The following is a 23,617-nucleotide window of genomic DNA, read 5'->3' on the forward strand; positions in this document are numbered from 1 at the left end:
GGGAGCCGTTGAGCTGATCGAGCAGTGTCAATTGCGTTGGGTGTTCGATCTTTTCCCGCCACACCAGGATGCGCATCTCTGCGGGCCAGCTGGCCCCGGGTCGCCGTCGGCACGCGAACGCAGCAGCCCGGTCAGCTTGTCGCGGCCGCGTCGTCGCGGACCTCCCGGCTGCAATTAGCGGCGGCTCCCAGCTGGTTCGGGCATGTGCGCGATCGCGTTCCGGGCCGGTTCGTCGAGGCCGAACCCGACCGAGGAGGCCACCGACCGACCAGCCGGGCCGATTGTTCAGCGTGTTTATGTCCGAACGGCGGCAGATGGCGATCGAGCTGGGGTTTACCCTCTGGTATGCCGATCGAGCTATGACGATCCGTTCGTCCCGCTAGCGCCCGCAAGTATGCCGCCGCTGCCGCCGGTGCCGCCGGTCCCACCGTTGATGCCGTTGCCGCCGTTACCGCCGAAACCGACAAGCGTCGGGACGAAGGAGCCGTTGGCAACTGCCCCGGCGTTGCCGCCGTTGCCGCCTTTGGCAAACCCGCCGCCGCTGCCGGCGTTGCCCCCGTTTCCGCCGACGCCAAAGCTGGCAAGGCCGCCGCCATCGCCGCCATCGCCGCCGTTGCCGCCAGACCCAGCGAAATTGGATCCCCCGGCACCGCCAGCACCACCGGCGCCAACGCCCGTGAGCACAGCGCCCTGGCCGCCGTGGCCACCCGCGCCGCCCAAAACGACCGCGGCGCCACCGATGCCACCGGCACCGCCGACACCCACCCCGGTGACCGCGACGCCCTGACCGCCCTGGCCCGCCGCGCCGCCAAAGTCGTTGGCAGCTCCACCGATGCCTCCGGCACCGCCGACGCCCACGCCGGCGAGCGCAGCGCCGATGCCGCCCTGGCCGCCCGCGCCGCCGGCGATTTGACCCAACCCAGCACCGCCGCCGACACCGCCCTGGGCGTATCCGACAAGGGCGGCCATGTTACCGCCGGCGCCTCCGGCACCGCCGATGCCGCTAGGACCGACTGCGCCACCGCCGTCGCCACCGGCACCGCCGATACCAAAGAATCCACCCTGTCCAGCGCCGCCGGCACCCCCGGCACCGCCGACGTTGCCTACGCCGCCGGGCCCGCCGGCCCCGCTCAGTCCAAAAAGCAGGCCGGTTGCGGCGCCGCCCGCGCCGCCGGCGCCCCCCGCACCGCCAGTGAAACCACCTATTCCGCCCGGCCCGCCAGCACCACCGACAGCGCCGAGCCCGCCGCCCGCGCCGCCGGCGCCGCCGGCCCCGCCAGTTGCCAGTCCAGAGGCACCCCCAGCCCCGCCGTTGCCACCCCAACCGAACCACGGGGTGTTGCCACCGGCGCCGCCGACTCCGCCGGTTGCCACCTCAGAACGACCCCCGGCCCCGCCATTGCCGCCCAAGCCGAACAGTGGGGCGTTGCCGCCGGCCCCACCAGCACCGCCTACCAAGCCAACACCGGTCACCGCACCCCCGGCACCGCCGGCCCCGCCGCTGCCGAGTAGCCACCCACCACTACCGCCCATTCCACCGGCCCCACCCAAGAAACCGTTTCCACCGGCCCCGCCGTTGCCGATCAGTCCCGCCGCACCACCACTTCCGCCGTTCTGAGTGCCGCCGCTGGTGAAGCTGAAGCCATTACCGCCGTTGCCCAACAACAACCCACCCGCACCGCCGTTGGGATTTGCCGCCGTTCCATGGGCGCCGTTGCCGATCAGCGGACGGCCCAACAACGCCTGAGTGGGCGCGTTCACCACACCCAACACATTGCTGGCCAACTCCTGCAACGGCGACACACTCGCCGCTTCAGCGCCCGCATACGCCGCGCCGGCAGCATTTAACGTTTGGACAAAACTCTGATGAAACTCCGCGGTCTGAGCGGTCAGCGACTGGTACTGCTGGGCGTACCCACTAAAGAGTGTCGCAACGGCCTGCGAGACCTCGTCAGCACCAGCCGACAGCATCTCGGTTGTGGAGGCCGCGGCCGCCGCGTTGGCCTCGTTCAGCGACGTACCGATACTTGCCACATCCTGCACCGCCGTTGCGAGCATTTCCGGGACTACGATCACGGCAGACATCGAACCTCCATAAACGTCAACGGATGACGCACATGATGCGCTCCAATTCGACTATGCGTGAGCGATCGTCGATATTCGTTACGTCCTGGCGTACATGAGGAGCCTGGTGCGTTACTTGGTCGGTTGGGTTGCTTCGACGGGGTGGTGGCGGGCGATGACCAGCAGGCGGTGGCGAACCACGAACCAACTACCGACGACCGCAGCCTCGCCTGGAGATGATGCACTCGACTCCGCCTGCCGCCTCTACCTCGGTAATGCAACGGCCCATGCCTGACCCCCGACGAATTTACGGGCGCGACCACCTAGTCGTCGTCTGCCCAGGACGCCCCGGTGCGCTCGTCGCGACAACATGGCAAGGTAGACACGTGTCTGACAGCGCTGAACCACGCGGACCCGACCTGCGTGAAATCGATACTCCGGTGGGCGCTTTGCGGTACTACGACCATGGCTCAGACCATGACTCGGACGGGCCGGTGGTGCTCTTTCTGCACGGGTCCGGGCCCGGAGTTAGCGGCTGGCGCAACTTCCGCGGCGTGCTGCCGACGTTCGCCGAGCAATTCCGGTGCCTGGTCTTGGAATTCCCCGGCTTCGGCGTCACCGACGACTTCGGTGGGCACCCGATGATCACCGCTCAGGGGGTCGTGGCACCGTTCCTGGACGCGCTCGAGGTGGACCGTGTCCATATCGTCGGCAATTCGATGGGCGGCGGCGTCGGCGTCAATTTCGCCATCCGGTACCCCGACCGCATCGATCGGTTGGTGACGATCGGCGGCATCGGCACCAACACCTTCAGCCCCGGCCCGAGCGAGGGCATCCGACTACTGCAGGAGTTCACCGAGAATCCCACCCGGCAACGGCTCGTGGACTGGCTCAAGTCGATGGTCTACGACCAGTCGCTGGTCACCGACGAGCTGGTCGAGGAGCGCTGGCAGCTGGCCGGCGACCCGGAGACGTTGGCTTCCGCGCGCCGGATGTACGGCAAGGCGGCGTACGCCGCGATGATGGCCGCGATGGCAACCACCGACCGACCGATGCCGTGGGCGGTCATGCACAAGGTGGCCGCCCCCACGCTGTTGACCTGGGGACGCGACGACCGGGTGAGCCCACTGGACATGGCGATCATCCCGATGCGCACCATCCCCAATGCGGAATTGCACGTGTTTCCCAACTGTGGGCACTGGGCGATGATCGAGGCCAAGGCCGCGTTCGAGAGCGTTGTGCTGGCATTTCTCAACCGCGGTGTCACAGGCCGTTGAGGCCCCGGGTGAGCAGGGCGTGTGCCTGCGGGTTGCCGTCGAGTACACGGCTGGTGCGGGTGCCGATCCGCCACCGTCCCTCGATGCGCCGCAACGCGAAATGGTTTGCCGTAGCGCGCCATACGCGGTAACCGTCGCCCTCGCGCACCAATACCAGCGACTCGCACACCGCCACTGCGGTATCGCCGTCCACCGTCACCACGGCCGGCCCCAGGAAGTGGCTGCACCCGTTGTTCACCATCTTCTGGTGCGCCCCGGAGTTGACCATGGCGCGCAGGTCGTCGCGGCCCTCCAACCGCATCAGGTCGATGTCGTAGACACCGTCTTGCGCCCACAGGCCCGCGGCGGCGTCGGGGTCGGCGGCGTCGACGGCCGGGCCGTAGGAGGCGATCAGCCGGGCAATGTCGCGTTCGTCCTCGAGCATGCGCAGGCGGACGAGCAGCTCTTCGACTTCGGTCATGACTGCCTACTTCTGGTTGGTTCTGGCCCAGCAGGGCCTGGATTCGGTAGTGCGCGCCGAGGACGACGGCCCGGTCGGGTCCACTGCCAAAACTGCGGTGTCGTCACCGGCGATGAGCACCCGTGCCCGCTTTCTTGACGAGTTCGAAGCCCTTGTAGCCGGCGTCGGCGACATCGGCACAGATCTGGTTGTAGGTGGCGAAGCCGCCGATGAACAGCATGAAACCCAGTGGCTTACCGGGCACGTTCGCGCCCATGTACCAAGAATTGGCCTTGGTGAAGAGCGTTGCCTCGGCCAGCCGTGCGCATTCGGCGCCCCAGTTCTCCACCGCGTCGGCGGCGGCTTCGAGGGCGGCGTAGCCGTGGCTATCCAGGTACTCGATGGCGTCGGCGATCCAATTGACCTGCGCTTCGGCGTGTAAGACCATGTTGGCCAATACCGCCGGCGCTCCGGGGCCCGATATCACGAACAGGTTCGGAAAGCCGTCGATGCCCAGGCCGAGATAACTGCACGGCCCCTGTGCCCACCGGTCACGAAGCTTCGCGCCGTCCCGACCGACGATGTCGATCTTGGCCAGCGCACCCGTGAGCGCGTCGAAACCGGTTGCGAAAACGATCATGTCGAGGTCGTAGTGCTGCTCGGCGGTGTTGATGCCGCTGCTGTCCACTGATTCGATCGGTGTGGCTCGCACGCTGATCAACGTCACGTTGGGTTTGTTGAAGGTCTGAAAGTAGTTGCTGTCGGTGCAGATTCGCTTGGTACCGATCGGGTGATCGGTCGCGATCAGCAGGTCGGCGACTGCCGGGTCGTCGATGACGGCGCGAACCTTCTCTTCGTAGAACTCGCGAGCCGCCTCGTTGGCGGCCGCGTCGATGGTCTGGTCGGGGAAGGTCTTCGAATAGAGGACTCCGCCCAACTGCCAACGTTTTTCGAAGGCAGCGCGCCGCTCTTGCGCGCTGACTTCCATGGCCGGCTTGTCCGCGGTGAGATGCGGCGATCCCCCGCCGCTACGCCAGGACAGGCGGCGGCGCTCCGCGTAACCGCGCTTGATCTCGTCGAGTTCCTCGGTGGACAACGGCTTGTTGCCGGCCGGGACGCTGAAATTGGGGGTGCGCTGGAAGACGGTCAGGTGTGCGGCCTGCTCGGCGATGATCGGAATCGACTGAATGCCCGAGGATCCGGTCCCGATAACGGCCACCCGCTTGCCGGTGAAGTCGACGGGATCGTGCGGCCAGTGCGCGGTGTGGTGGACTTCGCCTGCGAAGGTGTGCAGTCCGGGGAAGTCCGGTGTCATGGCGTCCGACAGCGGACCGGTGGCCATCAGCACGAACCGCGCTTTGAGGTGACTGCCGGTGTCGGTGGTGAGCGTCCATCCCAGCGCGTCCTCGTCGAACACCGCCGAGATGACGCGGGTGTTGAACTCGATGTCGCGGCGCAGGTTCAGTTTGTCCGCGACCCAGTTCAGGTAGCGCAGGATTTCGGCCTGGGTCGCGTACTTCTCGGTCCAGTTCCATTCCTGTTGCAGCTCCTCAGAAAACGAGTAGCAATAGTCGACACTTTCGACGTCACAGCGGGCGCCCGGATACCGGTTGTAGTACCAGGTGCCGCCCAGTTCGGGGGCGGCCTCGACCACCCGCACCCGCAGGCCTTGCGCGCGAAGCTTGTGCAGGGCGTACAGGCCGGCGAACCCGGCCCCCACTACCAGCGCGTCTAACGGCTGTGCATCGTTCACAAGCACCCACGGTAGGTCGTCTGGGCCACCCGATCGGTAGCAGGTTCCCGGTGATCGGGCCGCGGGGGCGATTTTGCGCCCCGGCTGGGGTAGACCAGAAAGCAGGCCACCGAGCGTTAGGACGACAACATGAGCGAGCGGGTACTCGACCGCGTAGTGGACATGGCGGACCAACTCCACGAACAGGCCACCGAGGCGGAGCGCATCGGCCGGCTCACCGACGGCACGGTCAAGATGATGAAGGCAGCCGGGTTGATCCGGCTGCTGCAGACCAGGCAGTACCAAGGGTTCGAGGTGCATCCCCGGGAGTTCGCCGAGACGACGATGGCGACGGCGGCGCTGGACCCGGCGGCCGGCTGGATCGTTGGCGTGGTGGGCGTGCACCCGTACCAACTCGCCTACGCGGACCCGAAGGTCGCCGCCGAGATCTGGGCCGACGACGTCGACACCTGGATGGCCTCGCCGTATGCGCCGCAGGGCGTGGCGCGGCCCGTCGACGGGGGCTTCGTCTTCAACGGGCGCTGGCAGTTCAGCTCCGGAACTGACCACTGCGACTGGATCATCCTGGGTGCCATGCTCGCTGACCCGCAGGGCGTTCCGCTGATGCCGCCGCGGATGCTGCACATGATCCTGCCCCGTAAGGACTACGAGATCGTCGAGGACTCATGGAACGTGGTGGGGCTGCGGGGCACCGGATCCAAAGACGTCATCGTCAAGAATGCGTTCGTGCCGACCTACCGGACCATGGATGCGACCAAGGTGATGGACGGCACCGCCCAGCGCGAGGCCGGCATGACCGAGCCGCTGTACCTGATGCCGTGGTCGACGATGTTCCCGCTGGGTATCTCAGCGGCGACTATCGGCATCGCCGAGGGCGCGCTGGCCGCACACCTGGACTACCAACGCGAACGCGTCGGCGCCACCGGCACCGCGATCAAGGACGACCCCTACGTCATGTACGCGATCGGGGAAGCCGCCGCCGACATCAACGCCGCCCGCCAGGAGCTCCTGGCCAACGCCGACCGCATCTACGACATGGTCGCCGCTGGCAGGGAGGTGTCGTTCGCCGACCGCGCCGCCGGACGCCGCACCCAGGTGCGCGCGGTGTGGCGCGCGGTGTCAGCCGTCGACGAGATCTTCGCCCGCTCCGGCGGCAACGCCGCGCGGATGGACAGGCCATTGCAGCGTTACTGGCGCGATGTCCATGTCGGACAGATGCACGCGATACACGTGCCCGGCTCCACCTACCACGCCGCCGCGCTGAGCTCCTTCGGTGTCGAGCCACCGACGGGACCGCTGCGCGCACTGATCTAGGCGTGGGTGAGTGACAGGGGCCACAGTGGTGTGATACAAGTAGGCATATTCCTGTTAGGACTATGGCGAGCGCACCGAAGGATCCATGACAGCCAGCGTCGACACCACCACCCCCAGCGCCGTCATCGACCGCATTTCTCTTGTCCTCGACGCATTCGAGGGGCCGGGGCGGCTCACGCTCGCGCAGATCGTGCGACGGACCGACCTGCCCCGGTCTTCGGCACACCGGATGCTCGAGCGGCTGGTGCAATTGCGTTGGCTGCGGCGCAGCGGACGCGACTACGAGCTGGGCATGCGCCTGGTCGAGCTGGGATCACTAGCCGTCCATCAGGACCGCCTGGTACGTGTGGCCAAGCCGCTACTGGGTGAATTGCACCGTGCCACCGGACTTGTCGTGCACCTTGCGGTGCTCGACGGCTCAGACGTGGTCTACCTGGACAAGATCGGCGACCGGGTCTGCAACGGGCTTCCGACCCGGGTCGGCGGCCGTCAACCCGCGCACTGCACCGCGGCGGGAAAGGCCGTGCTCGCGTACCGCGACGACGCTTCCCAGGTCGATCTGGGTGTCCGCAGGACCAGGTACTCGATCTCCCAGAGTTCACAGTTGGCGGCCGAACTGGCGAAGGTGCGCGCGCACGGTGTCGCGTTCGAGCGAGAGGAGTCGCTGCTCGGGTTCGGTTGTGTCGCAGCACCTATCGGCGTTACTGGCAAAGCTGTCGCCGCGGTCTCGGTATGCGGCCCAATGAACCGCATGCGATTCGACCAACGCCTCACGGCGCCGGTACGCATGACCGCGATGGGCATCTGGCGCAACCTCGAAGGCGACTCAGTGGCGCCGACTCTGCAGCCGTTGCGTCCGCTGCACCCCGCACTGCAGTACGCGTGAAACTCGACCCTCAGGTCGCGGCGCTGCTCGACACACTGGACACCGGCTTCCCTCCGGTGCACACGATGACGGGTGCGCAGGCGCGGGCGGTCATCCGTTCACGACTGGTGCTGCCGGATGATCCGGAGCCGGTCGCTGAAATTTTCGACGACGTGGTTCCCGGACCCGGTGGGGATATTGCGGTGCGGATCTACCGACCTGTCGGCGACGAGCTGCCCGTCCTGATCTATGCACACGGCGGCGGCTTCGTGTTCTGCGACCTGGACTGCCACGACGGATTGTGCCGCAGTATCGCGAATCTGGTTCCAGCCGTGGTGGTTTCGGTGGGATATCGGCTGGCGCCGGAGCATCCGTGGCCGGCGGCGGCCGAGGATGTGTATGCGATTACCGGTTTGGCGGCCAACGGGATCTTTGGCGGAGACCCCGGCCGGCTGGTGGTCGGAGGTGACAGCGCGGGTGGGAACCTCGCCGCGGTGACCGCATTGATGTCGCGTGATCGCGATGGCCCTGAGCTGACGGCACAAATGCTGATCTATCCCGTGCTCGCGGCTGACTTCGACACCGAGTCCTACCGCCTATTCGGCCGTGGCTTTTACAACCCGAAGCCGGCCATGCAGTGGTACTGGGACCAGTACGTGCCGCGCGTCGCCGATCGGGCGCATCCTTACGTCGCACCTCTCCACGGTGATCTGCGCGGACTGCCGCCTGCCGTGCTGGTGATCGCCGGTCATGATCCGCTGCGTGATGAGGCACTTGCCTACGCTGCGGGGCTCGAATCGGCCGGAGTCTCGGTGACGCAGATTTACCTCGAGGGCGCGATACACGGCTTCATGTCCATTCCGACTCTGGATCTTGCGCGCGAAGCGCAGGAGCGGGCGTGCGCACAACTGGCGGCGGTGGTCGGTTCGGCTGGATGATCCGCGCGGCCGCGGCTTGGGCGGTCGCGCAAACGTGAGATAGGCAGCTGCTGAGCGGGTTTGGGCGTCCGCGCAACGTGAGCTGGGTGGCACCAATCCGCGGAATGTGATATCGCCGGTGATATCAACACGTTTCGGGCGCGAGCGTGCATATAATCCCGACGACACACCGGTCCGAGTGGCAGTTCTGCCGTGAGCGAAATACCGCCCTGCTGAGACGGTTTGGCGTCCCACGGCAACCCCAAGTTGTCAGTGCCCTTTCCTAAAATTGTGGGTATGGCATCGAGTACGCGTGAGGAGATCGTGGAGGTCTTCAACGCACTCGACGCAGCCGTTGATCACCTGTGCGACTTGACGTTCGACGCGTTGACCACCCCGGAGTTCCTGCGCGGTGTGGAGCGCCTGGAAAAGGTGCACCGCCGGATGCGCACCCCACAGCACACGTTGATCAACCACCTCAAAACCCAAGCGACCGAGGAAGAACTCGGCGCCAAACTCCCCGCCGCCTTGGCCGAGCGGCTACGGATCACCAAAGCCGACGCCAACCGGCGCATCGCCGAAGCCGAAGACCTCGGCCCGCGCCGCGCGTTGACGGGAGAGCCGTTGCCACCGACGTTGAGTTCCACCGCGCAGGCTCAACGCCAGGGCCTGATCGGGGACGGGCATATCAAGGTGATCCGCGACTTCATCGCCCACCTGCCCTGCAGCATCGACGTGGGCACCTGGGAAGCCGCCGAAAAAGACCTCGCCGGCAAAGCGTGTGACTTCCGCCCCGACCAGGTCGCCAAATACGCCCGCGAACTCATGGCGCTGCTGCACCCCGACGGCGACTACACCGACGAGGAACGCGCCCGACACCGCGGCCTCAACCTGGGTCCCCAGCAATTCGACGGCATGTCACGCATCAGCGGCCTGATCACCCCGGAGTTGCGGGCGTTGATCGAAGCGCTGTGGGCTAAACTCGCCGCGCCCGGCGCCGCTAATCCTGAGGACGAGAAGCCGGTCCTTGACGGCGCACCCGATGAGCAAGCGGCCCGCCGCGACAGCCGCAGCCAACCCCAACGCAATCACGACGCCATGGTCACCGCCATCCGGGAGCTGTTCGCCTCCGGCGAGCTGGGCACCCACAACGGCCTACCCGTCAGCATCATCGTCACCACCACCCTCAAAGACCTCGAAGCCGGGGCGGGACGCGCCCGCACCGGCGGCGGCACCCGCATCCCGCTGCCCACCCTGATCAACTGGGCCGCGACCTCGCATCATTATCTGGCGGTGTTCGACGGCGCCAAACCCCTGGCCCTGTTCCACGCCAAGCGCTTCGCCAACCTGGCCCAGCGACTGATGCTGCTGGCCAAAGACGGCGGCTGCACCCGCCCAGGCTGCGACGTCCCCGGCTACCACACCCAAGTGCACCATGCCAGCGGCTGGACGAACACCCACGTCACCGACATCCACGACCTCACCCTCGCCTGCGGTCCGGATAACCGCCTCGCCGAAAAAGGCTGGACTACCCGCAAAAACGCCAAAAGCGACACCGAATGGCTCCCACCCGCCCACTTGGACCACGGCCAACCGCGAATCAACACCTTCCACCACCCCGAAAAACTCTTCGCCCCCGATGACGACGAACCCGATTGACGTCGCCACCCATGGGCACGCTCTTCACCCGCGCGAATACCTGCCGGCGCGGACTCCCTACAGTGGCCTGCATGAGCAATCCTCTGGAAATCAGCGGTGCCGGACCGATCCAGACATGGACGATCAACCTGCCGAGCGTCGGAAACGCGATCACCGGCAAGGACGTCATCGCGGCGTTCGAAGACGCGGTCGACCACGCCAACGCTGACACCGCAATCCGCGCCGTCATCCTGACCGGCGAGGGCAAGATCTTCTCGGCCGGCGGCAACGTCAAAGAGATGGCCGATCAGTCCGGCATGTTCGGCCTGAGCGCCCTCGACCAGCGCTACGCCTACATCGACGGCATCCAGCGGATCCCGCGCGCACTGTCACGACTCGAAGTCCCGTTGATCGCTGCTGTCAACGGCGCAGCCATCGGCGCCGGATGCGACCTGGCGATGATGTGTGACATCCGAATCGCCTCGGAGCGTGCATCTTTCGCCGAGAGCTTCGTGCAACTCGGGCTCATCCCCGGCGACGGCGGCACCTGGTTTCTACAGCGGATCATCGGCTACCAGCGCGCTGCCGAGATGACCCTCACCGGCGACCGGGTCGACGCCACAACTGCTCTCGAGTGGGGTCTGGTCAGCCGCGTGGTGCCGCACGACGAGCTTCTCGCCGCCGCACAGGAACTCGCCGAACGCATCGCCAAGAACCCCACACACGCCTTGCGGATGGCCAAGCGGCTGCTGCAGGAATCACGCACCGGCTCACTCGAGTCGACACTAGGGATGGCCGCGGCCATGCAGCCGCTGGCCCACCGGGACCCGGAGCACGAACAGCGCATCGCCAAGTGGCGGACGACCTGATGGCCGCGCCCAGACTGGTCCCGCCCGCCGGAATCGAAAACGAGGCGACCGGCGCACTCCGCGACGAGGTGCGCACGTTCGTCGCCGAACAACTCGCCGCGGGCGCCTACACACCGTCCGTCGACGCCTGGCTGTCGCGGTGGGACGACAAGTTCACCGCGACGCTGGCGGCGCAGGGTTGGCTGGGCATGACCGTGCCGGTCGAGTACGGCGGGCACGGCCGGTCGTTCCTGGAGCGCTTCGTCGTCACCGAAGAACTGCTGGCCGCCGGCGCGCCGGTGGCCGCACACTGGATTGCCGACCGCCAGATCGTGCCGTCGCTGCTCAAGTACGGCACCGAGACTCAGAAGCAACACTTCCTCCCGCGGATCGTCCGCGGCGAATGCTTCTTCGCGATCGGCATGAGCGAACCGGACTCCGGCTCCGACCTGGCCAGCGTGCGCACTCGGGCCGAGCGTGTCGACGGCGGCTGGTCACTGTCCGGCACAAAGGTCTGGACCTCCGGCGCCCATCTCGCGCACGCCTTCATCGCGCTGGCCCGCACGGCGCCGGTGGACCCGCAGCACCGGCACGCCGGCCTGAGCCAGTTCCTCGTCGACCTGCACGGGCCCGGCATCGAGATCCGGCCGATCATCTCGATGAACGGCGCGCATCACTTCAACGAGGTCATCTTCGACGGGGCGTTCGTGCCCGACGACATGGTGTTCGGTGAGATCGGCGACGGCTGGCGACAGGTGACGTCGGAACTCGCGTTCGAACGCAGCGGCCCCGAGCGATTCCTGTCCACCTTCGTCCTGCTGACTGCGTGCGCCGACCGGATGGCGGCCAACGCCATCCCCCGCGACCCGAACCTGGGCCGGCTGGTGGCACGCGTCGCCGGCCTGCATCACATGTCCACCGCGGTGGCCGGGGCACTGGAACGGCACGAAGCCGCGGATGTCCCCGCCGCGGTGGTCAAGGTTCTGGGCACCACCACCGAGGGCGACATCGCCGAGTTCGCGGACATGCAGGACTCCCCCGACTCGATCTTTGCCGAGCTGGTTCGCGTGGCCCTCGATCAGCGGCCGGGCTTCACCCTGCGCGGCGGCACCAACGAGGTACTGCGCGGAGTCATGGCGCGTGGATTGGGCATGCGATGAACTCCGGGCCTGCCGTGGATGCCGACCTCGTCGAGATGATGGACGCCGTCTTCGCGGAGCACCGCGAGAAGCAATCACCCGGGGCCGATCTTTGGCAGCAGCTCGGTGAGCTCGGGTTGGTGCGGCTCACCGGTGCCGAAGAGCAGGGCGGCAGCGGCGCCGGGTGGTTCGAGGCCGCGGAGCTGCTCGCCGCCGCCGCCCGGCACGGGGTACGAATCCCGTTGGCCGAGCACGATTTATTGGCCTGCTGGCTGCTGGAAGCCGCCGGGGAGCCGGTCGACGATGCGGTGCGTACGGTGTGCATGCTCGACAAGCAGGGACACGCGACCGACGTGCCCTGGGCTTCCGCGGCCGAGCGCGTAGTACTGGTCTGGCGGGCCCAGGGCGGATTCCGTGTCGCCGACGTCGCGGCCGGAGACGTCACAATCACCCCGGGTGCCAACATGATCGACGAGCCGCGCGACGCGGTGAGCGCCGACCTCGCCGCCCTGCAAGGCACACCAGTCACCCTGGCCCTGATCAACCAGCTGAGGCTGAAGTCAGGATTGGTGCGATCGATCCAGGTGTGCGCCGCGCTGGACCGGATCCTGCAGCTGTGCATCGAGCATGTGAGCTCCCGCATCCAGTTCGGCCGCCCACTGGCGAAATTCCAGTCGGTGCAGAACCTGATCTCCGATGTCGCCGCCGAGGCCGCCCTCGCGCGGGCGGCCACCGAAGCGGCACTCACCCTCGGAGTCACCAGCCAATGGTCGGCTGACAACCTGGAATTCCTTGTTGCCGTTGCTCGTTCCTGCGCCGGACACGCGACGTCGGTGGTGGTGCGGAATGCCCATCAGGTGCACGGCGCGATCGGCACCACCCGTGAGCATCGGCTGCACGAGTTCACCCGTGCCGCGCTGGCCTGGCGTTCGGAGTTCGGTTCCCTGCGGTACTGGGACGAGAAGGTGACGGACTCGGCCCTGTATGCCAGTGCTGGCGGACTGTGGGGTCTGATCACCGGTTAGGGACGTGATATCGCATGCGCTATCACTTATTAACCGGCATCATGCCTCGCGTTCCCGGTGCCTGAGTGACGAGTCTGATGTCTGACTACCTGATGACGACCGTGCTCGGCTCACGCGGAACACCAAGGTGGCGATGCGACGGCGGCCGACGCCCACCCTCATCCGTGATCCCGTAGCGCTCGGCCAGTTCGGCACCGATGAACGTCTGGCCGCTCAGTTCGGGCAACGCCGGATCGTGGAACAGCGCGTCGATCAAAATGCCGGTGAATTCAGGTGTTTCGGCATGCTCGGCGGTCTTTGCCAGCGCCTCGGGATTACCGGCGAACGCACCGCGCAGCTTCTCGGTCAACAGGATGCCCATCCAGATCGACGCCGTCGCAACTCCGGTGCCCCGGAAGTCCACGGCCATGTCGGCGGCCATCTTGTCGACCCCGGCCTTCTGCGCCCCGTAGGCCGCACCGTGCATGTAGCACACAGATCCCGGGGAGGAAGTGAAGGCGATCAAGCCCCGCCCGCCGGCCACCAGCAATGGAGCCGCGTACCACGATGCGACGTAAGACGAGCGCAACCCCACATCCAGCACATCCGCCAGCGCAAGCGGCTTCTCCCAGAATGGCTTTGGGTTGACCAGTTCATCGGATACGACGGCGGCGTTGTTGACCAGCAAATCCAGCCGGCCTTCAGCGGTGCCCACCCGCTGGAAAAGCTCCGCCACGGCGTCGTCGTCGGCGTGGTCCACCCGAACCGCGACGCCACCCGGCGGCGCCTCGGAGATACTGCGAGCGGTCGCGTACACCCGCCAGCCCTTGGCGGCCAATGCGGCGGCGATACCACGTCCGGCACCGCGGCTTGCTCCCGTCACCACCGCAACTCGACCGCTCATGCGGTCAGATTAGTGGCTGGGCAAACGTCGCCACGATCGCGTTCCGAGCCGACCGCCAGGTGAGCCCGAGATCCCGCAGCGTCTCGGAATCGTCGGTCGGTATCGCCGCGGTGATCAGTTGCGCCGCTTCGTAACTGAAGCCGCTGCCCAGCGGCAGCACCGACGCGGCAAGATCGGACATCCTGCCCACCAGACGAAACGCACTGGAGCTCAGCGGAATCCGCCGGACGCGGCGTCCACTGCCGCGCTCGATCGCCGCGATCATGTCGTCGAACGTCAGCAACTGGCCGCCACACAGGTAACGCTTCGGACCCCGCCCCGGCCGCATCAACCGTTCGTGCACATCGGCGACATCGCGGACATCAATCATCATCATCCCCGCATGCGCGACCTTGGGCGCTACCCCGAACCGGACGATAGTGCCCCAGCCCTGCTCGGTGATGCCCGGCGCGGTGTACATCGCCGGCCCGACGACACTGGATGGATAGGTGACCACGACGGGAGCGCCGTCACGCTGCAGCCGCCGCGCCACGCGGTCGGCGTAGGACTTGGTGCGCGCGTAGGCGGATTTGCCCTGTGCGGTGCGGGATTCGGGACCGATCACCGGCCCCGGCGGCGGAAACAGCGCGCTGTAGCTGGACAGCAACACCACCGGGTCCAGCCCCAGCGTTAAAGCGCGCAGCATGATCCGTTCGGCGGCATAGGCGTTGATGTCCCACATCAACTGCTCGTGGCGGTCGTCGGTCCCTACCACCCCGGCGCCGTGGATGACCGCGTCGCACCCGTCCAACAGCCCGTCGGGAACCTCCGGCGCGCGCAGGTCCCCGCGCACCACCGACACCTCCCCGACCGACTGCAACCGGTGCAGCAATAGGTCGTTGGACCAGCCGGGCTCGGCCAGTAGCTGCACGCTGTGACCGGCGGCCAGCAACGCGTGCACGATATGGGCACCGACATAGCCAGTGCCGCCGGTCACCGCGATTCGCATCGCCAGCAACCCTAACCGGTGTCGACGACGGCCAGTCTTCCGGCCGCCACGGCGGCCTCGATGGACTCACCCAGCGCCGAACACGCCAGGAACAACCCCCGGTGCTGATCCTCGAGAGCCTGCGCACGTTCCAGGCATGACGCGCCGGCCCGGGCGTTCCACTGCACGCTGGTCTGGTTCCAGCTGCTCTTGCGGACCAACACCTGCCCACCACACCGGTGACAGTCCACTGGCGCCATCGGCACGTCCGCAAGACGGTTGTCGGCTCGCACGGCCCGGGTCATGACACCGAGGCCGCTTTCGCTGCCATGTTCGCCTCGATCTGCTTCATCCACGCCTGATAGGGCCTACTGGTGTCCAGTTCGAACTCGAAGCGGTCCACCATGTCCGGCTGCACGTCGCCGACGTCGACGTAGAACTGGTCGTACCAGCGCCGCAGTTGGTAGACCGGCCCGTCCTCCTCGACCAGCAGCGGATTGTCGATGCGGGCCTTGTGCCACCAGATCTGGACGTCCTGCTCGAAGCCCAGCTCACGTAGTCGCCGTGCCGAGTGGCGGCCTTGACGACCTCCTCGGCGGGCAGGCTCTTCGATTTCTTGACGATGATGCCGTATTGCAGCACAAAGGAATTGGCATCGATCGGATAGTGACAGTTGATGAGGAGCGTCTGATGGTCGCCGGCCGCGTAATGGTATGTCAGGTCGTCGATCATGAACGACGGGCCGAAGTACGACGTCACCGAGGTGGTGCCGAGCATCTTCGCCCCCTCGCTGCCCGTGTCGGGCCGGCCCTCGCCGTTCATGTACTGGCTGGCGACGTGCCCTTCGAAGATGTTCTTGGAGTATGTCGCCAGTCGTGAAATCGACACGCGATCGCGTCGCCCTTGAGCTCACCCTGCGTCAGGTCACCGCCCATGTGGCGGCAGTACCCGTCGAGCACATTGATCTTGCCGTCCCCGCTGCGGAAGACGACCAGTTTCTGACCGAATGCGTTGATCGCGTGTGGTTTACCGTCGCCGAACTCTTTGACCAAGCCCAGGCAGTGCCAGCCGCGGGCGAACCTGCCCGGCGCCGCCTGTGCCTCGATGAACCGAATTTCCCCCCGGCCTCGGATTGCGTCCCCACACCGACCATTGAACGCTTCTCCCACCGCCTGTGCCCTCAGCCGTTCCGCTGACCGGGAGAAGTATTCCGCGACGGTGCCGCACCGGCCTACCGTTATCAGGCGTGAGCCAGCACAGCACCACGATCCCGTCGGGTCTGCCCGTCATCGACACGAGCGTCGACCTGCTGGTGGTCGGCTCGGGCACTGGGCTGGCCGCGGCACTGGCTGCACGGGAGCTTGGGCTCTGGACTACGGGCCGACGAGCGGGCCTGGGTGCTGCGCGAAGACGGCAGCGTCATCGCCGGGCTCTGCGCCATCGGGAACACGGCGGCCAATGCGTTCGGTACCGCCTACCCGGGCGCGGGCGCGACGATCGCGCAGGGTCTGGTGTGCGGATACATTGCGGCGCACGACGCGGCGAGCTAGTCACTCGGTCGTGTGTTTGGCCTCGATCTGCCTCTCCACGTCACGCCAGTGACCCGGAGCGGGGCGCGGCTTGCCGAAACTGCCCTTGCCGGCCTTGGCGAGGATCGCGTCGGTCTCGTCGATCTCTTTCATCAGCTCCAGGGCGAACTCCCGTTCGGCAGCGTAATGCTTTGCGGCCCAACGCAGGGCGATCACCGAGTACGCCCAGCCCGGCTCCGCCTCGGCACCCTCGGCGTCCTCCACGGCCTTGCGGTGCCGGGCCTCGACGTACGACACGTACTGCTGCAGAAGTTCCTTGAGCCGGCCGGGGTTGCTGAGATGGCCGAACGTGATCCGCAACAGCATGCTGTGTTTGAGCACCGGCGGATCCAGGGGCGCGTTGTTGGTCCAGTCGATGATGGCGGCCATGCCGGCCTCGGAGATCCGGTAGAGCCGGCGGCTGCGGGTGCCTTCGTCGCGTTCCACGCGCGAGGTCACCAGCCCGAGGCCCTCCAACTTCTTCAGCTCGGTGTAGATCTGGCTGTAGGACGGACTCCAGTAGTAGAGGTCGACGCTCCAGTCGATCCATTTCTTGAGGTCGTAGCCCGAGACTTCCTCTTCGTAGGACATCATGCCGAGCAATGCCCAACTGGTGGCGGCAAGTGCCGACTTCACCTTGTCGCTGGGCGTTTCCACGCCACCAAGATTAACAACCCGCAGGCCGGTGTCGGCTGACGACGGACCGCTGACTGGGACATCGGTGGCTGCTCTATCGTGACGGACATGGTGGATTCGTTTGAGTCGATGACTGATTCGTTGCCAGTGTACGAGTCACTCGCGGCATCGGTGCGGCGGTTGATCGACGCGACGATCCGCACCGAGATGGACCATGACGTCATCGCGGCCGCGGCCGCCAAGATCGACAGTGTCACAGCCGAACTCAGCGCCGAGCTGATGCCCGGCACGTTCGGCGAGCGTGGGATCGACGATGGGCAGGGCATCGCTTCGGGCAATGTCGTTGTGGGCGTGCGTAATCCGTCCGCTCCCCCACTGGCGGTCCACTATGAGGACGACGGTTCGGTGTGGACGGAATTCACCCTCGGGGCCGCATTCGAGGGTCCCATCGCGCATGTACACGGCGGTGTCTCGGCCATGATCCTCGACCACATCCTCGGAGCCACCGCACACCGCCCCGGCCGCCCGGCCTATACCGGGACGCTGACGCTGCGTTATCACCAGCGGACCCCGTTGCTACAACCGCTGCGGGCGGACGCATGGGTGGACAGGGTGGAAGGCGTCAAGACCTTCGCGGTCGGACAGATCAGCGGCGCCGCGGGCGTCATGGTCTCTGCCGAAGGCATCTTCATCCACCCGCGAAATGTGAACGCGTAGATCGCAGCGGCGCATCGTGGTTGTCGCGCGAAGGCGGGCAGCGCGACATTCGTCGGACGCAGCGCCTGGTGAGGTGAATGTGGCGTCTGGTGTCACGGCAATCACAGGCGCCGCGTCTGTCTCCGAAGAGAACAAGTGGCGTTGTGCCCTCCTACGAGCGACAACGGCTCTAAGCTCCAGGCACCTCCGGACACCATGTGAAAGGACCGTCAATGGCGAGGACGATCTGGCTGCTGGCCGCCCTGACGACCTGCTGGTTGACTGCCTGCGGGTCCCCGCACGCGGCACCGCCGGCCTCGTCGAGCACCTCCGTCAAGCCGGCCACGCCGTTGGCATCCGCCACCATGCCGGCCGCGCCGGCGACCCCATTGACGCCGACCGTGCCGACTACCACCACGCCGGACTGCGTCGGGCTCTCGATATGCCCACCGCCGCCGCCTGACGCCGACGGAAACCCCGCGTGCTTCTATTCCGACGGCTGGCAGGCCACCTCGTCCGGCGCGGGCATCGAGGTCTGGTATTTCCATGAGCCACAGAACATGTCGACACCCGACAAGGTCACCGTGGTGGTGCGTAAGAAGGACGGCAGCACCGAATCGCAGGTCGCCGAGATCCAAGCCGGTCAACAGGTCCACCGGTTCGAATTTCCGACGACCGACAAGTCGACCGTCGCCGAGGTGCTGTTAGACAGCAACAGCGGCCGGTGCTTCGTCGTCGGCCCCGGGAGTTAAGGCCGCTGCTGCACCGGCGCGGCGCCACCGGGTGCGCCCCTGGCGACCACGACAGGCATCGACGTCGACGCATTGGTGCCCAGGATGGTGTGGACCACCTCGACCAGGTCCTCGACCGGCATCAGCTTGCCCGGCATGCACCCGCGCGACACCCACAGCGGATACGCCTGCATCGCCAGGTCGCGGTCCCACCCGGCATTCATACCGGTCTGCGCGTCACCCTCCCCGCCCGCGCACTCACCGACGATGAGATTGGTAAAGCCGATATTCGGATGCTCGGCACGCCATGCCTCGACCAGCCGTTCCAACGCCGCCTTGCTGACGCCATATGCCCCCAGACCCGGCCAGGGTGGCCCGAACGTGCCGGCGTCCGACGACAGCAGAATCACTTTCCCGGCAGATGCCGACAGATGCGACACGGCCGCCGCCGTCACCAGCGACGCACCGATCACGTTGGTATCGAAGACGCGTCGCCAGGTCTCGGCGTCGGTCTGCGCCAGCGGGACCAGTGGACTGATCGCCGGCGTGTACACCAGGTTGTCGATGCCGCCGAGCGCTTCGGCGGCGGCATCGATGCCTGAACGCGCCGACGACTCGTCTGTGACGTCGCATTCGACGGCGAGCGCGCGCGGTCCGGCTTCCACAGCGGCTGCCTCGATCCGCTCGCGCCGCCGCGCGAGCAGCGCAACCTGATCCCCGCGCTGAGCCAACCCAACACCGATACAGCGCCCGAGCCCGCTCGACGCCCCGACCACCACTGTTCTTGCCATCGCGACCTCCGCAGCAGAGCATGGCACACGACCTGCGCCCGATGAGAACGGGGTTACCGTTTATGGAGCATGCCATTGTCCTCGGGTTGGCTCTCCGGGACCGTCCCTCCCGGCGTGAACCGTTGCCGACACGTCGTTTAGTGGCCCAAGACACCGGGTAGGCCATCTTCACGAGATGGCAAACACGCCGACGATGAACGATGCCGCAGCCCCGATGGCGAATGCCAATTACCTTGGCTGACGAAAAATCTCACAAGGAGCACACAGTGGACCGCCCCAGGACCGACCCGATCGATCACGATCGGACCACCCGCCAACATGCCGGCGAGGCCATGAAAAATGGCGTGAACTCCGTTGGGATCGTTGCGGTCGGCGTCGGAGTCATGGCGCTGTTTATCGGGTTGTTCGCCTTCGCCACCGGCAACCCGGGTGTCGGCGCGGCCGGCGTCGTCATTGCGGTGTTACTCGCCGCTGGCGGGCTGGTGTGGTTGCGTCGTACCCACAACCGGGCACGCGCCGCGGAAGTGCAATGGCATGAGTCACATTCCGACCGACCCCCGCCCCCGCCGTCCAGTTGAGTCAGCGGGAGGCTTGTTCGAACAGTCCGGGGTCGTGCGCACACACGATGCTTAATCCGGGTTCGCGGCGTTCGTAGAGTTCTGCCAGCCGAGCCTGGTTGTCGAGCAGTTGCCGGCGGCTGAAGGCGAACATCCCTTCGTACGTTCGCAACATCAACGGCACCGACGATCTGTCCAAGGTGCCGGAGTGGTAGAAAGCGTCCCCGCAGTGCAATATCCATTGCTCACCGGTGTGGTCATGAGTTTGGACTGCCACCGCCGCATGCCCGCGGGTGTGACCTGGCATCCCGGCAGTCTTGCGAGCCGAAGCCGGTGTCTACCAAGACAAGTGCGTTGTCCGTCTCAAGCAGGAGGACGTGACACACCATGCGGGCACCCGGAGTGTGCATGGTGCCGCAGTTGAGATGGTGGACTTTCACAAGCTTCCCCTTCGGGGGTCGACACCAAGGTGTCGAGAATGTACCTCGTCATCCCGGCCCGGTGCTGCCGTCAGCGCCCGGTAAACCGGGGCCGTCGGGGCCGAGACCGGGCACACCGCCGATGCCGCCCGCGGCCACACCGTCTGAGAAGGCGTCGCCGCCCTTTCCGCCATTGCCGCCAGTGAAACCTGCCCCGAAGCTGTCACCGCCCGACCCGCCGTGACCACCGGTGGCCTTTGCGCTCTGGAAGCTGTGCGCGGTACCGCCTTGGCCGCCGGTGCCGCCTAGGGCGCCAGTGCCCCCGAACCCGGCCGTGCCACCATACGTTTCGCCGACTCCGTGGTGCGTTGCATCACCGCCGGCGCCGCCGGTACCCCCGATGCCCGTGGCGCCGGTGGCCGTGCCGCCCATTCCGCCGGTGCCACCGACGGCCGCGGCCGTTGCGGTAGTGCCGTTGATATAGACATCCCCCCCGTGCCCGCCGCGCGCTGAGCCGAAGTTATTGACACCCTTACCGCCGTCGCCGCCGCTGCCGCCGATGACGTCATGCGTGTACGCCGGGTTATCCGCAGTCACGCTGCCGCCGTAGCCGCCTGACCCGCCGATGCCGAGACTCCCGTTGCCCCCGTCACCTCCGCGTCCCGGAGCAACCTCGCCTATTCCCGCGGTGTAGGTGAAACCCGCGTTGCCGCCGCCACCCCCAAGGGCCCCGTCGCCGCCGTCGCCGCCGTCGCCGGAGGTGGCTGTCGCGGTCGAGTCGACGTTGAAGATGGTCGCGTCACCGCCGTCACCACCGACCCCACCGGCGCCCGTGGCGCCGCCGTTGCCACCGTGACCACCGATTCCGCCGGTGACGCTTCCCGTTCCGCCGCTCATCGCTTGGCCCCCACGGCCACCGAATCCACCGACTGTCGTTCCTACTCCGCCGTCACCGGCCGCGCCGCCATGGGCCGTGCCGAGACCGTTATTGAATGCGAGTCCACCGGCTCCGCCGAGACCGCCGATGCCGCCGAGTGCGGCGCCACCTTTACCGCCAGAACCGCCGATCGCCGTCGCGTGGGAATTGGGATCATCGATAGCGGCCGTGCCACCGGTTCCACCGCGACCGGATCCCGAGCCGCCGTTGTCGATCCCCTGCCCGCCGTCTCCACCGGTGCCGCCGATAACCGTGACCGTGGACGCGCTGTTGTTCACGTCTGCCACCCCGCCGTTGCCCCCGTCGCCGCCGCCGGTTGTGTAGCCGATGCCACCCCTGCCGCCGTCGCCGGGATGGAGGTTGCCGGTTCCGCTGGTATAGGTCACACCACCGTCGCCGCCGCGCCCGCCGTGCGCTCCATCACCACCGGCCCCGCCATCACCGCCGACAGCCGTGGACGCAGAATCGTTGTTAGTGATATACGCGTCGCCGCCGAACCCACCGTCCCCGCCGTTGCCGGTGGCGCCGCCAGCGCCTCCCGCACCACCGGAACCGCCAGCGACGCTTGCCGTTCCGATGTTCTGAGCGTCGCCTCCCCAGCCACCGGCACCACCGTCGCCACTGCCGGCGCCGGCCCCACCGTCACCACCTGTGCCGCCATTGCCCGCCATGACACCGGCGTCGCCGCCGTTGCCGCCACGCCCGCCGCTCCCGCCACCGGCCCCGGCATTGCCGCCGGCCCCGCCAGCACCGCCGCTGCCGTACTGGCCGCCCTTGCCCCCGAATCCGCCGTCGCCACCGTTGCCGAGACCGGTTGCGGTCCAACCGTTTCCGCCCGCCCCGCCGGTGCCGCCGTTATCCGGAACGATGACGCCGTCGGCAGCCGTGGCCCCCGAAGTAAGCCCCGCGCCGCCGATTCCGCCGGTGCCCACGCCACCCGGGTTACCGCCGGTGCCGCCCATGCCGCCGCTGGGATTGACGGCATCGCCATTGCCGCCGGCACCGCCGTTACCCGGTGCCCCCGCATTGCCGCCGGCACCCCCGTCGCCACCATTGCCGGTGAGCCCGGCGACGCCGAAGAGCGCCGAACCGCGTCCGCCCCCGCCACCGATGCCACCGTTGCCACCGTGTCCGGCCGGGCCGCTGTCGCCCCCGGTACCGCCGTTCACTCCGCCGCCGGCGCCGCTCGCATCCCAGCCGGCGCCACCGGTACCCCCGGCCCCTCCAACACCGCCGTGACCCCCTTGACCACCGGCCCCGCCGGTCCCGAACAGCGCACCACCGTTACCGCCAGCGCCGCCGTTACCGCCAACACCGCCATTGCCGCCCAGACCACCGGTACCGCCCGCGGATGTCGCGGTACCCGGGGTGCCGGTAGATCCGACCTCGCCGGCCGCGCCGCCGCCACCGAAACCACCGATGCCGCCGTTGCCGAAAAGCAATGCGCTGCCACCGGTTCCGCCGGTTCCTCCGGTTCCGCCGGCCAGGCCGATGCCACCGCTGCCGCCGGTGCCGCCATTGCCCCACAACCAGCCGCCGGCACCACCAGTGCCGCCAGCCCCCCCGCCGACGCCGCCGATTCCGCCCGTTCCACCGGTGCCGAGCAACCCGGCGTTACCGCCGGGTCCTCCCGCCTGACCGGGCGCCCCCGACCCTCCGGTGCCGCCGTTGCCCCACAGAATTCCACCCGCCCCACCGGCTCGCCCCGTACCCGGTGCACCGTTGGTGCCGTCGCCGATCAGGGGGCGGCCGAGCACCACATTGGTGGGCGTGTTGATCACCGCTAGTACCTGATCTATCAACGCCTGCAATGGATTTGCATTAACTGCCTCGGCTGCCGAATACGCCGCGCCGGCAGCACTCAATGCCCGCACGAACTCGGCGTGAAACGCCGCAGCCTGCGTACTGAACGCGTGATACTGCCGGGCATGGTTCGAAAACAGCGAGGCGACGGCTGCCGACACCTCATCGCCGGCGGCCGCCAATATCGTTGCGGTAGGCCCGAATGCCGCGTGGTTTGCAGCGCCGATCGACGAGCCGATGCCCGCAACCTCGGCCGCTGCCATCGCGAGTGCCTCCGGTGTTGCGATGACGTATGACATTTGGGGCTCCAATCTTGCTGGTGTGCAGAAGTTTTGACTGAAACCGTCCGC

Annotated in this window: 20 protein-coding genes and 3 pseudogenes; 12 read left to right on the top strand and 11 right to left on the bottom strand. The window is 67.3% G+C overall.

Going from position 1 to position 23,617, the window contains the following annotated elements; all coding sequences use genetic code 11:
- Nucleotides 1–357 precede the first annotated feature (357 nt).
- Nucleotides 358–2,085, bottom strand: a complete 1,728-nt coding sequence (locus tag JX552_RS19465) for a PE family protein (RefSeq protein WP_205873582.1) — start codon at nucleotides 2,083–2,085, stop codon at nucleotides 358–360.
- A gap of 365 nt (nucleotides 2,086–2,450) precedes the next feature.
- On the opposite strand from JX552_RS19465, the gene JX552_RS19470 reads away from it, so the two are divergent.
- Nucleotides 2,451–3,341 carry an alpha/beta fold hydrolase gene (locus tag JX552_RS19470; protein WP_241010630.1) on the top strand — a complete coding sequence of 297 codons (891 nt, stop codon included), beginning with the start codon at nucleotides 2,451–2,453 and terminating at the stop codon, nucleotides 3,339–3,341.
- Here the strand turns inward: JX552_RS19470 and JX552_RS19475 are convergent.
- Nucleotides 3,328–3,801, bottom strand: coding sequence for a nuclear transport factor 2 family protein (locus JX552_RS19475; RefSeq protein ID WP_205873584.1), 474 nt, complete (start codon nucleotides 3,799–3,801; stop codon nucleotides 3,328–3,330). The two genes, JX552_RS19470 and JX552_RS19475, sit on opposite strands and share 14 nt — an antisense overlap.
- Nucleotides 3,802–3,904: 103 nt before the next feature.
- Nucleotides 3,905–5,533, bottom strand: a complete 1,629-nt coding sequence (locus JX552_RS19480) for a flavin-containing monooxygenase (RefSeq protein ID WP_205873585.1) — start codon at nucleotides 5,531–5,533, stop codon at nucleotides 3,905–3,907.
- Nucleotides 5,534–5,662: 129 nt separating this feature from the next.
- Between JX552_RS19480 and JX552_RS19485 the strand changes: the two genes are divergently transcribed.
- From JX552_RS19485 to JX552_RS19515, 7 genes are all read left to right on the top strand, one after another.
- Nucleotides 5,663–6,847 (top strand): acyl-CoA dehydrogenase family protein, encoded by a 1,185-nt coding sequence (locus tag JX552_RS19485; RefSeq protein ID WP_205873586.1) that lies wholly within the window; start codon nucleotides 5,663–5,665, stop codon nucleotides 6,845–6,847.
- Between the two features lie 85 nt (nucleotides 6,848–6,932).
- Nucleotides 6,933–7,733, top strand: coding sequence for an IclR family transcriptional regulator (locus JX552_RS19490; protein ID WP_205873587.1), 801 nt, complete (start codon nucleotides 6,933–6,935; stop codon nucleotides 7,731–7,733).
- The gene (locus tag JX552_RS19495; protein ID WP_205873588.1) at nucleotides 7,730–8,650 is read left to right on the top strand and encodes an alpha/beta hydrolase; all 921 of its coding nucleotides are present in this window, start codon (nucleotides 7,730–7,732) and stop codon (nucleotides 8,648–8,650) included. Before JX552_RS19490 ends, JX552_RS19495 begins: the two co-directional genes overlap by 4 nt.
- A gap of 276 nt (nucleotides 8,651–8,926) precedes the next feature.
- Nucleotides 8,927–10,288: an HNH endonuclease signature motif containing protein gene (locus JX552_RS19500; protein ID WP_205873589.1), complete on the top strand. Its 1,362-nt coding sequence runs from the start codon at nucleotides 8,927–8,929 to the stop codon at nucleotides 10,286–10,288.
- A 71-nt stretch (nucleotides 10,289–10,359) separates the two neighbouring features.
- A complete protein-coding gene (locus JX552_RS19505) occupies nucleotides 10,360–11,136 on the top strand; it encodes a crotonase/enoyl-CoA hydratase family protein (protein WP_205873590.1) in 777 nt (258 codons plus the stop codon).
- The gene (locus tag JX552_RS19510; protein WP_205878558.1) at nucleotides 11,136–12,275 is read left to right on the top strand and encodes an acyl-CoA dehydrogenase family protein; all 1,140 of its coding nucleotides are present in this window, start codon (nucleotides 11,136–11,138) and stop codon (nucleotides 12,273–12,275) included. Before JX552_RS19505 ends, JX552_RS19510 begins: the two co-directional genes overlap by 1 nt.
- Nucleotides 12,272–13,279, top strand: coding sequence for an acyl-CoA dehydrogenase family protein (locus JX552_RS19515; protein WP_205873591.1), 1,008 nt, complete (start codon nucleotides 12,272–12,274; stop codon nucleotides 13,277–13,279). The genes JX552_RS19510 and JX552_RS19515 overlap by 4 nt, the downstream gene beginning before the upstream one ends.
- 85 nt (nucleotides 13,280–13,364) lie before the next feature.
- Here JX552_RS19515 and JX552_RS19520 read toward each other — a convergent pair whose 3' ends face one another.
- The 4 genes and pseudogenes from JX552_RS19520 to JX552_RS19535 all read right to left on the bottom strand — a co-directional run bounded on the left by JX552_RS19520 (nucleotide 13,365) and on the right by JX552_RS19535 (nucleotide 16,262).
- Nucleotides 13,365–14,162, bottom strand: coding sequence for an SDR family NAD(P)-dependent oxidoreductase (locus JX552_RS19520; RefSeq protein ID WP_205873592.1), 798 nt, complete (start codon nucleotides 14,160–14,162; stop codon nucleotides 13,365–13,367).
- Between the two features lie 4 nt (nucleotides 14,163–14,166).
- Nucleotides 14,167–15,150: an NAD-dependent epimerase/dehydratase family protein gene (locus JX552_RS19525; protein ID WP_205873593.1), complete on the bottom strand. Its 984-nt coding sequence runs from the start codon at nucleotides 15,148–15,150 to the stop codon at nucleotides 14,167–14,169.
- An 11-nt stretch (nucleotides 15,151–15,161) separates the two neighbouring features.
- Nucleotides 15,162–15,434 (bottom strand): ferredoxin, encoded by a 273-nt coding sequence (locus JX552_RS19530; RefSeq protein ID WP_205873594.1) that lies wholly within the window; start codon nucleotides 15,432–15,434, stop codon nucleotides 15,162–15,164.
- Nucleotides 15,431–16,262 (bottom strand): annotated as a pseudogene (locus JX552_RS19535) (3-ketosteroid-9-alpha-monooxygenase, oxygenase component). The gene JX552_RS19530 and the pseudogene JX552_RS19535 overlap by 4 nt, the downstream one beginning before the upstream one ends.
- Before the next feature lie 237 nt (nucleotides 16,263–16,499).
- On the opposite strand from JX552_RS19535, the pseudogene JX552_RS19540 reads away from it, so the two are divergent.
- Nucleotides 16,500–16,679 (top strand): annotated as a pseudogene (locus JX552_RS19540) (FAD-binding protein); the annotation flags it as partial.
- Here the strand turns inward: JX552_RS19540 and JX552_RS19545 are convergent.
- Nucleotides 16,680–17,291 (bottom strand): PadR family transcriptional regulator, encoded by a 612-nt coding sequence (locus JX552_RS19545; RefSeq protein ID WP_205878559.1) that lies wholly within the window; start codon nucleotides 17,289–17,291, stop codon nucleotides 16,680–16,682. It abuts the pseudogene before it with no gap.
- A 150-nt stretch (nucleotides 17,292–17,441) separates the two neighbouring features.
- Between JX552_RS19545 and JX552_RS19550 the strand changes: the two genes are divergently transcribed.
- Together JX552_RS19550 and JX552_RS19555 are read left to right on the top strand one after the other, a co-directional pair.
- Nucleotides 17,442–18,050: a PaaI family thioesterase gene (locus JX552_RS19550; protein ID WP_241010631.1), complete on the top strand. Its 609-nt coding sequence runs from the start codon at nucleotides 17,442–17,444 to the stop codon at nucleotides 18,048–18,050.
- Nucleotides 18,051–18,262: 212 nt separating this feature from the next.
- Complete coding sequence (locus JX552_RS19555) at nucleotides 18,263–18,781, top strand: hypothetical protein (RefSeq protein ID WP_241010632.1); 519 nt, start codon at nucleotides 18,263–18,265, stop codon at nucleotides 18,779–18,781.
- Here JX552_RS19555 and JX552_RS19560 read toward each other — a convergent pair.
- A complete protein-coding gene (locus JX552_RS19560; RefSeq protein WP_205878561.1) occupies nucleotides 18,778–19,539 on the bottom strand; it encodes an SDR family oxidoreductase in 762 nt (253 codons plus the stop codon). The two genes, JX552_RS19555 and JX552_RS19560, sit on opposite strands and share 4 nt — an antisense overlap.
- A 278-nt stretch (nucleotides 19,540–19,817) precedes the next feature.
- Here JX552_RS19560 and JX552_RS19565 point away from each other — a divergent pair, with 278 nt between their 5' ends.
- Entirely contained in the window at nucleotides 19,818–20,129 is a 312-nt protein-coding gene (locus tag JX552_RS19565) for a hypothetical protein (protein ID WP_205873595.1), read from the top strand.
- Between the two features lies 1 nt (nucleotide 20,130).
- Here the strand turns inward: JX552_RS19565 and JX552_RS19570 are convergent.
- Together JX552_RS19570 and JX552_RS19575 are read right to left on the bottom strand one after the other, a co-directional pair.
- A pseudogene (locus JX552_RS19570) lies at nucleotides 20,131–20,548 on the bottom strand (MBL fold metallo-hydrolase).
- A 48-nt stretch (nucleotides 20,549–20,596) separates the two neighbouring features.
- Entirely contained in the window at nucleotides 20,597–23,566 is a 2,970-nt protein-coding gene (locus JX552_RS19575) for a PE family protein (protein WP_205873596.1), read from the bottom strand.
- Nucleotides 23,567–23,617 lie beyond the last annotated feature (51 nt).

It is taken from the genome of Mycobacterium gordonae (assembly GCF_017086405.1).
Classification (GTDB): domain Bacteria; phylum Actinomycetota; class Actinomycetes; order Mycobacteriales; family Mycobacteriaceae; genus Mycobacterium; species Mycobacterium gordonae_D.

What these genes read in the sequence shown, in the direction of transcription:
- JX552_RS19465 (WP_205873582.1), bottom strand. Translation starts at nt 2,085, where the DNA reads ATGTCTGCCGTGATCGTAGTCCCGGAAATGCTCGCAACGGCGGTGCAG.
- JX552_RS19475 (WP_205873584.1), bottom strand. Translation starts at nt 3,801, where the DNA reads ATGACCGAAGTCGAAGAGCTGCTCGTCCGCCTGCGCATGCTCGAGGAC.
- JX552_RS19485 (WP_205873586.1), top strand. Translation starts at nt 5,663, where the DNA reads ATGAGCGAGCGGGTACTCGACCGCGTAGTGGACATGGCGGACCAACTC.
- JX552_RS19490 (WP_205873587.1), top strand. Translation starts at nt 6,933, where the DNA reads ATGACAGCCAGCGTCGACACCACCACCCCCAGCGCCGTCATCGACCGC.
- JX552_RS19500 (WP_205873589.1), top strand. Translation starts at nt 8,927, where the DNA reads ATGGCATCGAGTACGCGTGAGGAGATCGTGGAGGTCTTCAACGCACTC.
- JX552_RS19505 (WP_205873590.1), top strand. Translation starts at nt 10,360, where the DNA reads ATGAGCAATCCTCTGGAAATCAGCGGTGCCGGACCGATCCAGACATGG.
- JX552_RS19510 (WP_205878558.1), top strand. Translation starts at nt 11,136, where the DNA reads ATGGCCGCGCCCAGACTGGTCCCGCCCGCCGGAATCGAAAACGAGGCG.
- JX552_RS19515 (WP_205873591.1), top strand. Translation starts at nt 12,272, where the DNA reads ATGAACTCCGGGCCTGCCGTGGATGCCGACCTCGTCGAGATGATGGAC.
- JX552_RS19520 (WP_205873592.1), bottom strand. Translation starts at nt 14,162, where the DNA reads ATGAGCGGTCGAGTTGCGGTGGTGACGGGAGCAAGCCGCGGTGCCGGA.
- JX552_RS19525 (WP_205873593.1), bottom strand. Translation starts at nt 15,150, where the DNA reads ATGCGAATCGCGGTGACCGGCGGCACTGGCTATGTCGGTGCCCATATC.
- JX552_RS19530 (WP_205873594.1), bottom strand. Translation starts at nt 15,434, where the DNA reads ATGACCCGGGCCGTGCGAGCCGACAACCGTCTTGCGGACGTGCCGATG.
- JX552_RS19545 (WP_205878559.1), bottom strand. Translation starts at nt 17,291, where the DNA reads ATGATGTCCTACGAAGAGGAAGTCTCGGGCTACGACCTCAAGAAATGG.
- JX552_RS19550 (WP_241010631.1), top strand. Translation starts at nt 17,442, where the DNA reads ATGGTGGATTCGTTTGAGTCGATGACTGATTCGTTGCCAGTGTACGAG.
- JX552_RS19555 (WP_241010632.1), top strand. Translation starts at nt 18,263, where the DNA reads ATGGCGAGGACGATCTGGCTGCTGGCCGCCCTGACGACCTGCTGGTTG.
- JX552_RS19575 (WP_205873596.1), bottom strand. Translation starts at nt 23,566, where the DNA reads ATGTCATACGTCATCGCAACACCGGAGGCACTCGCGATGGCAGCGGCC.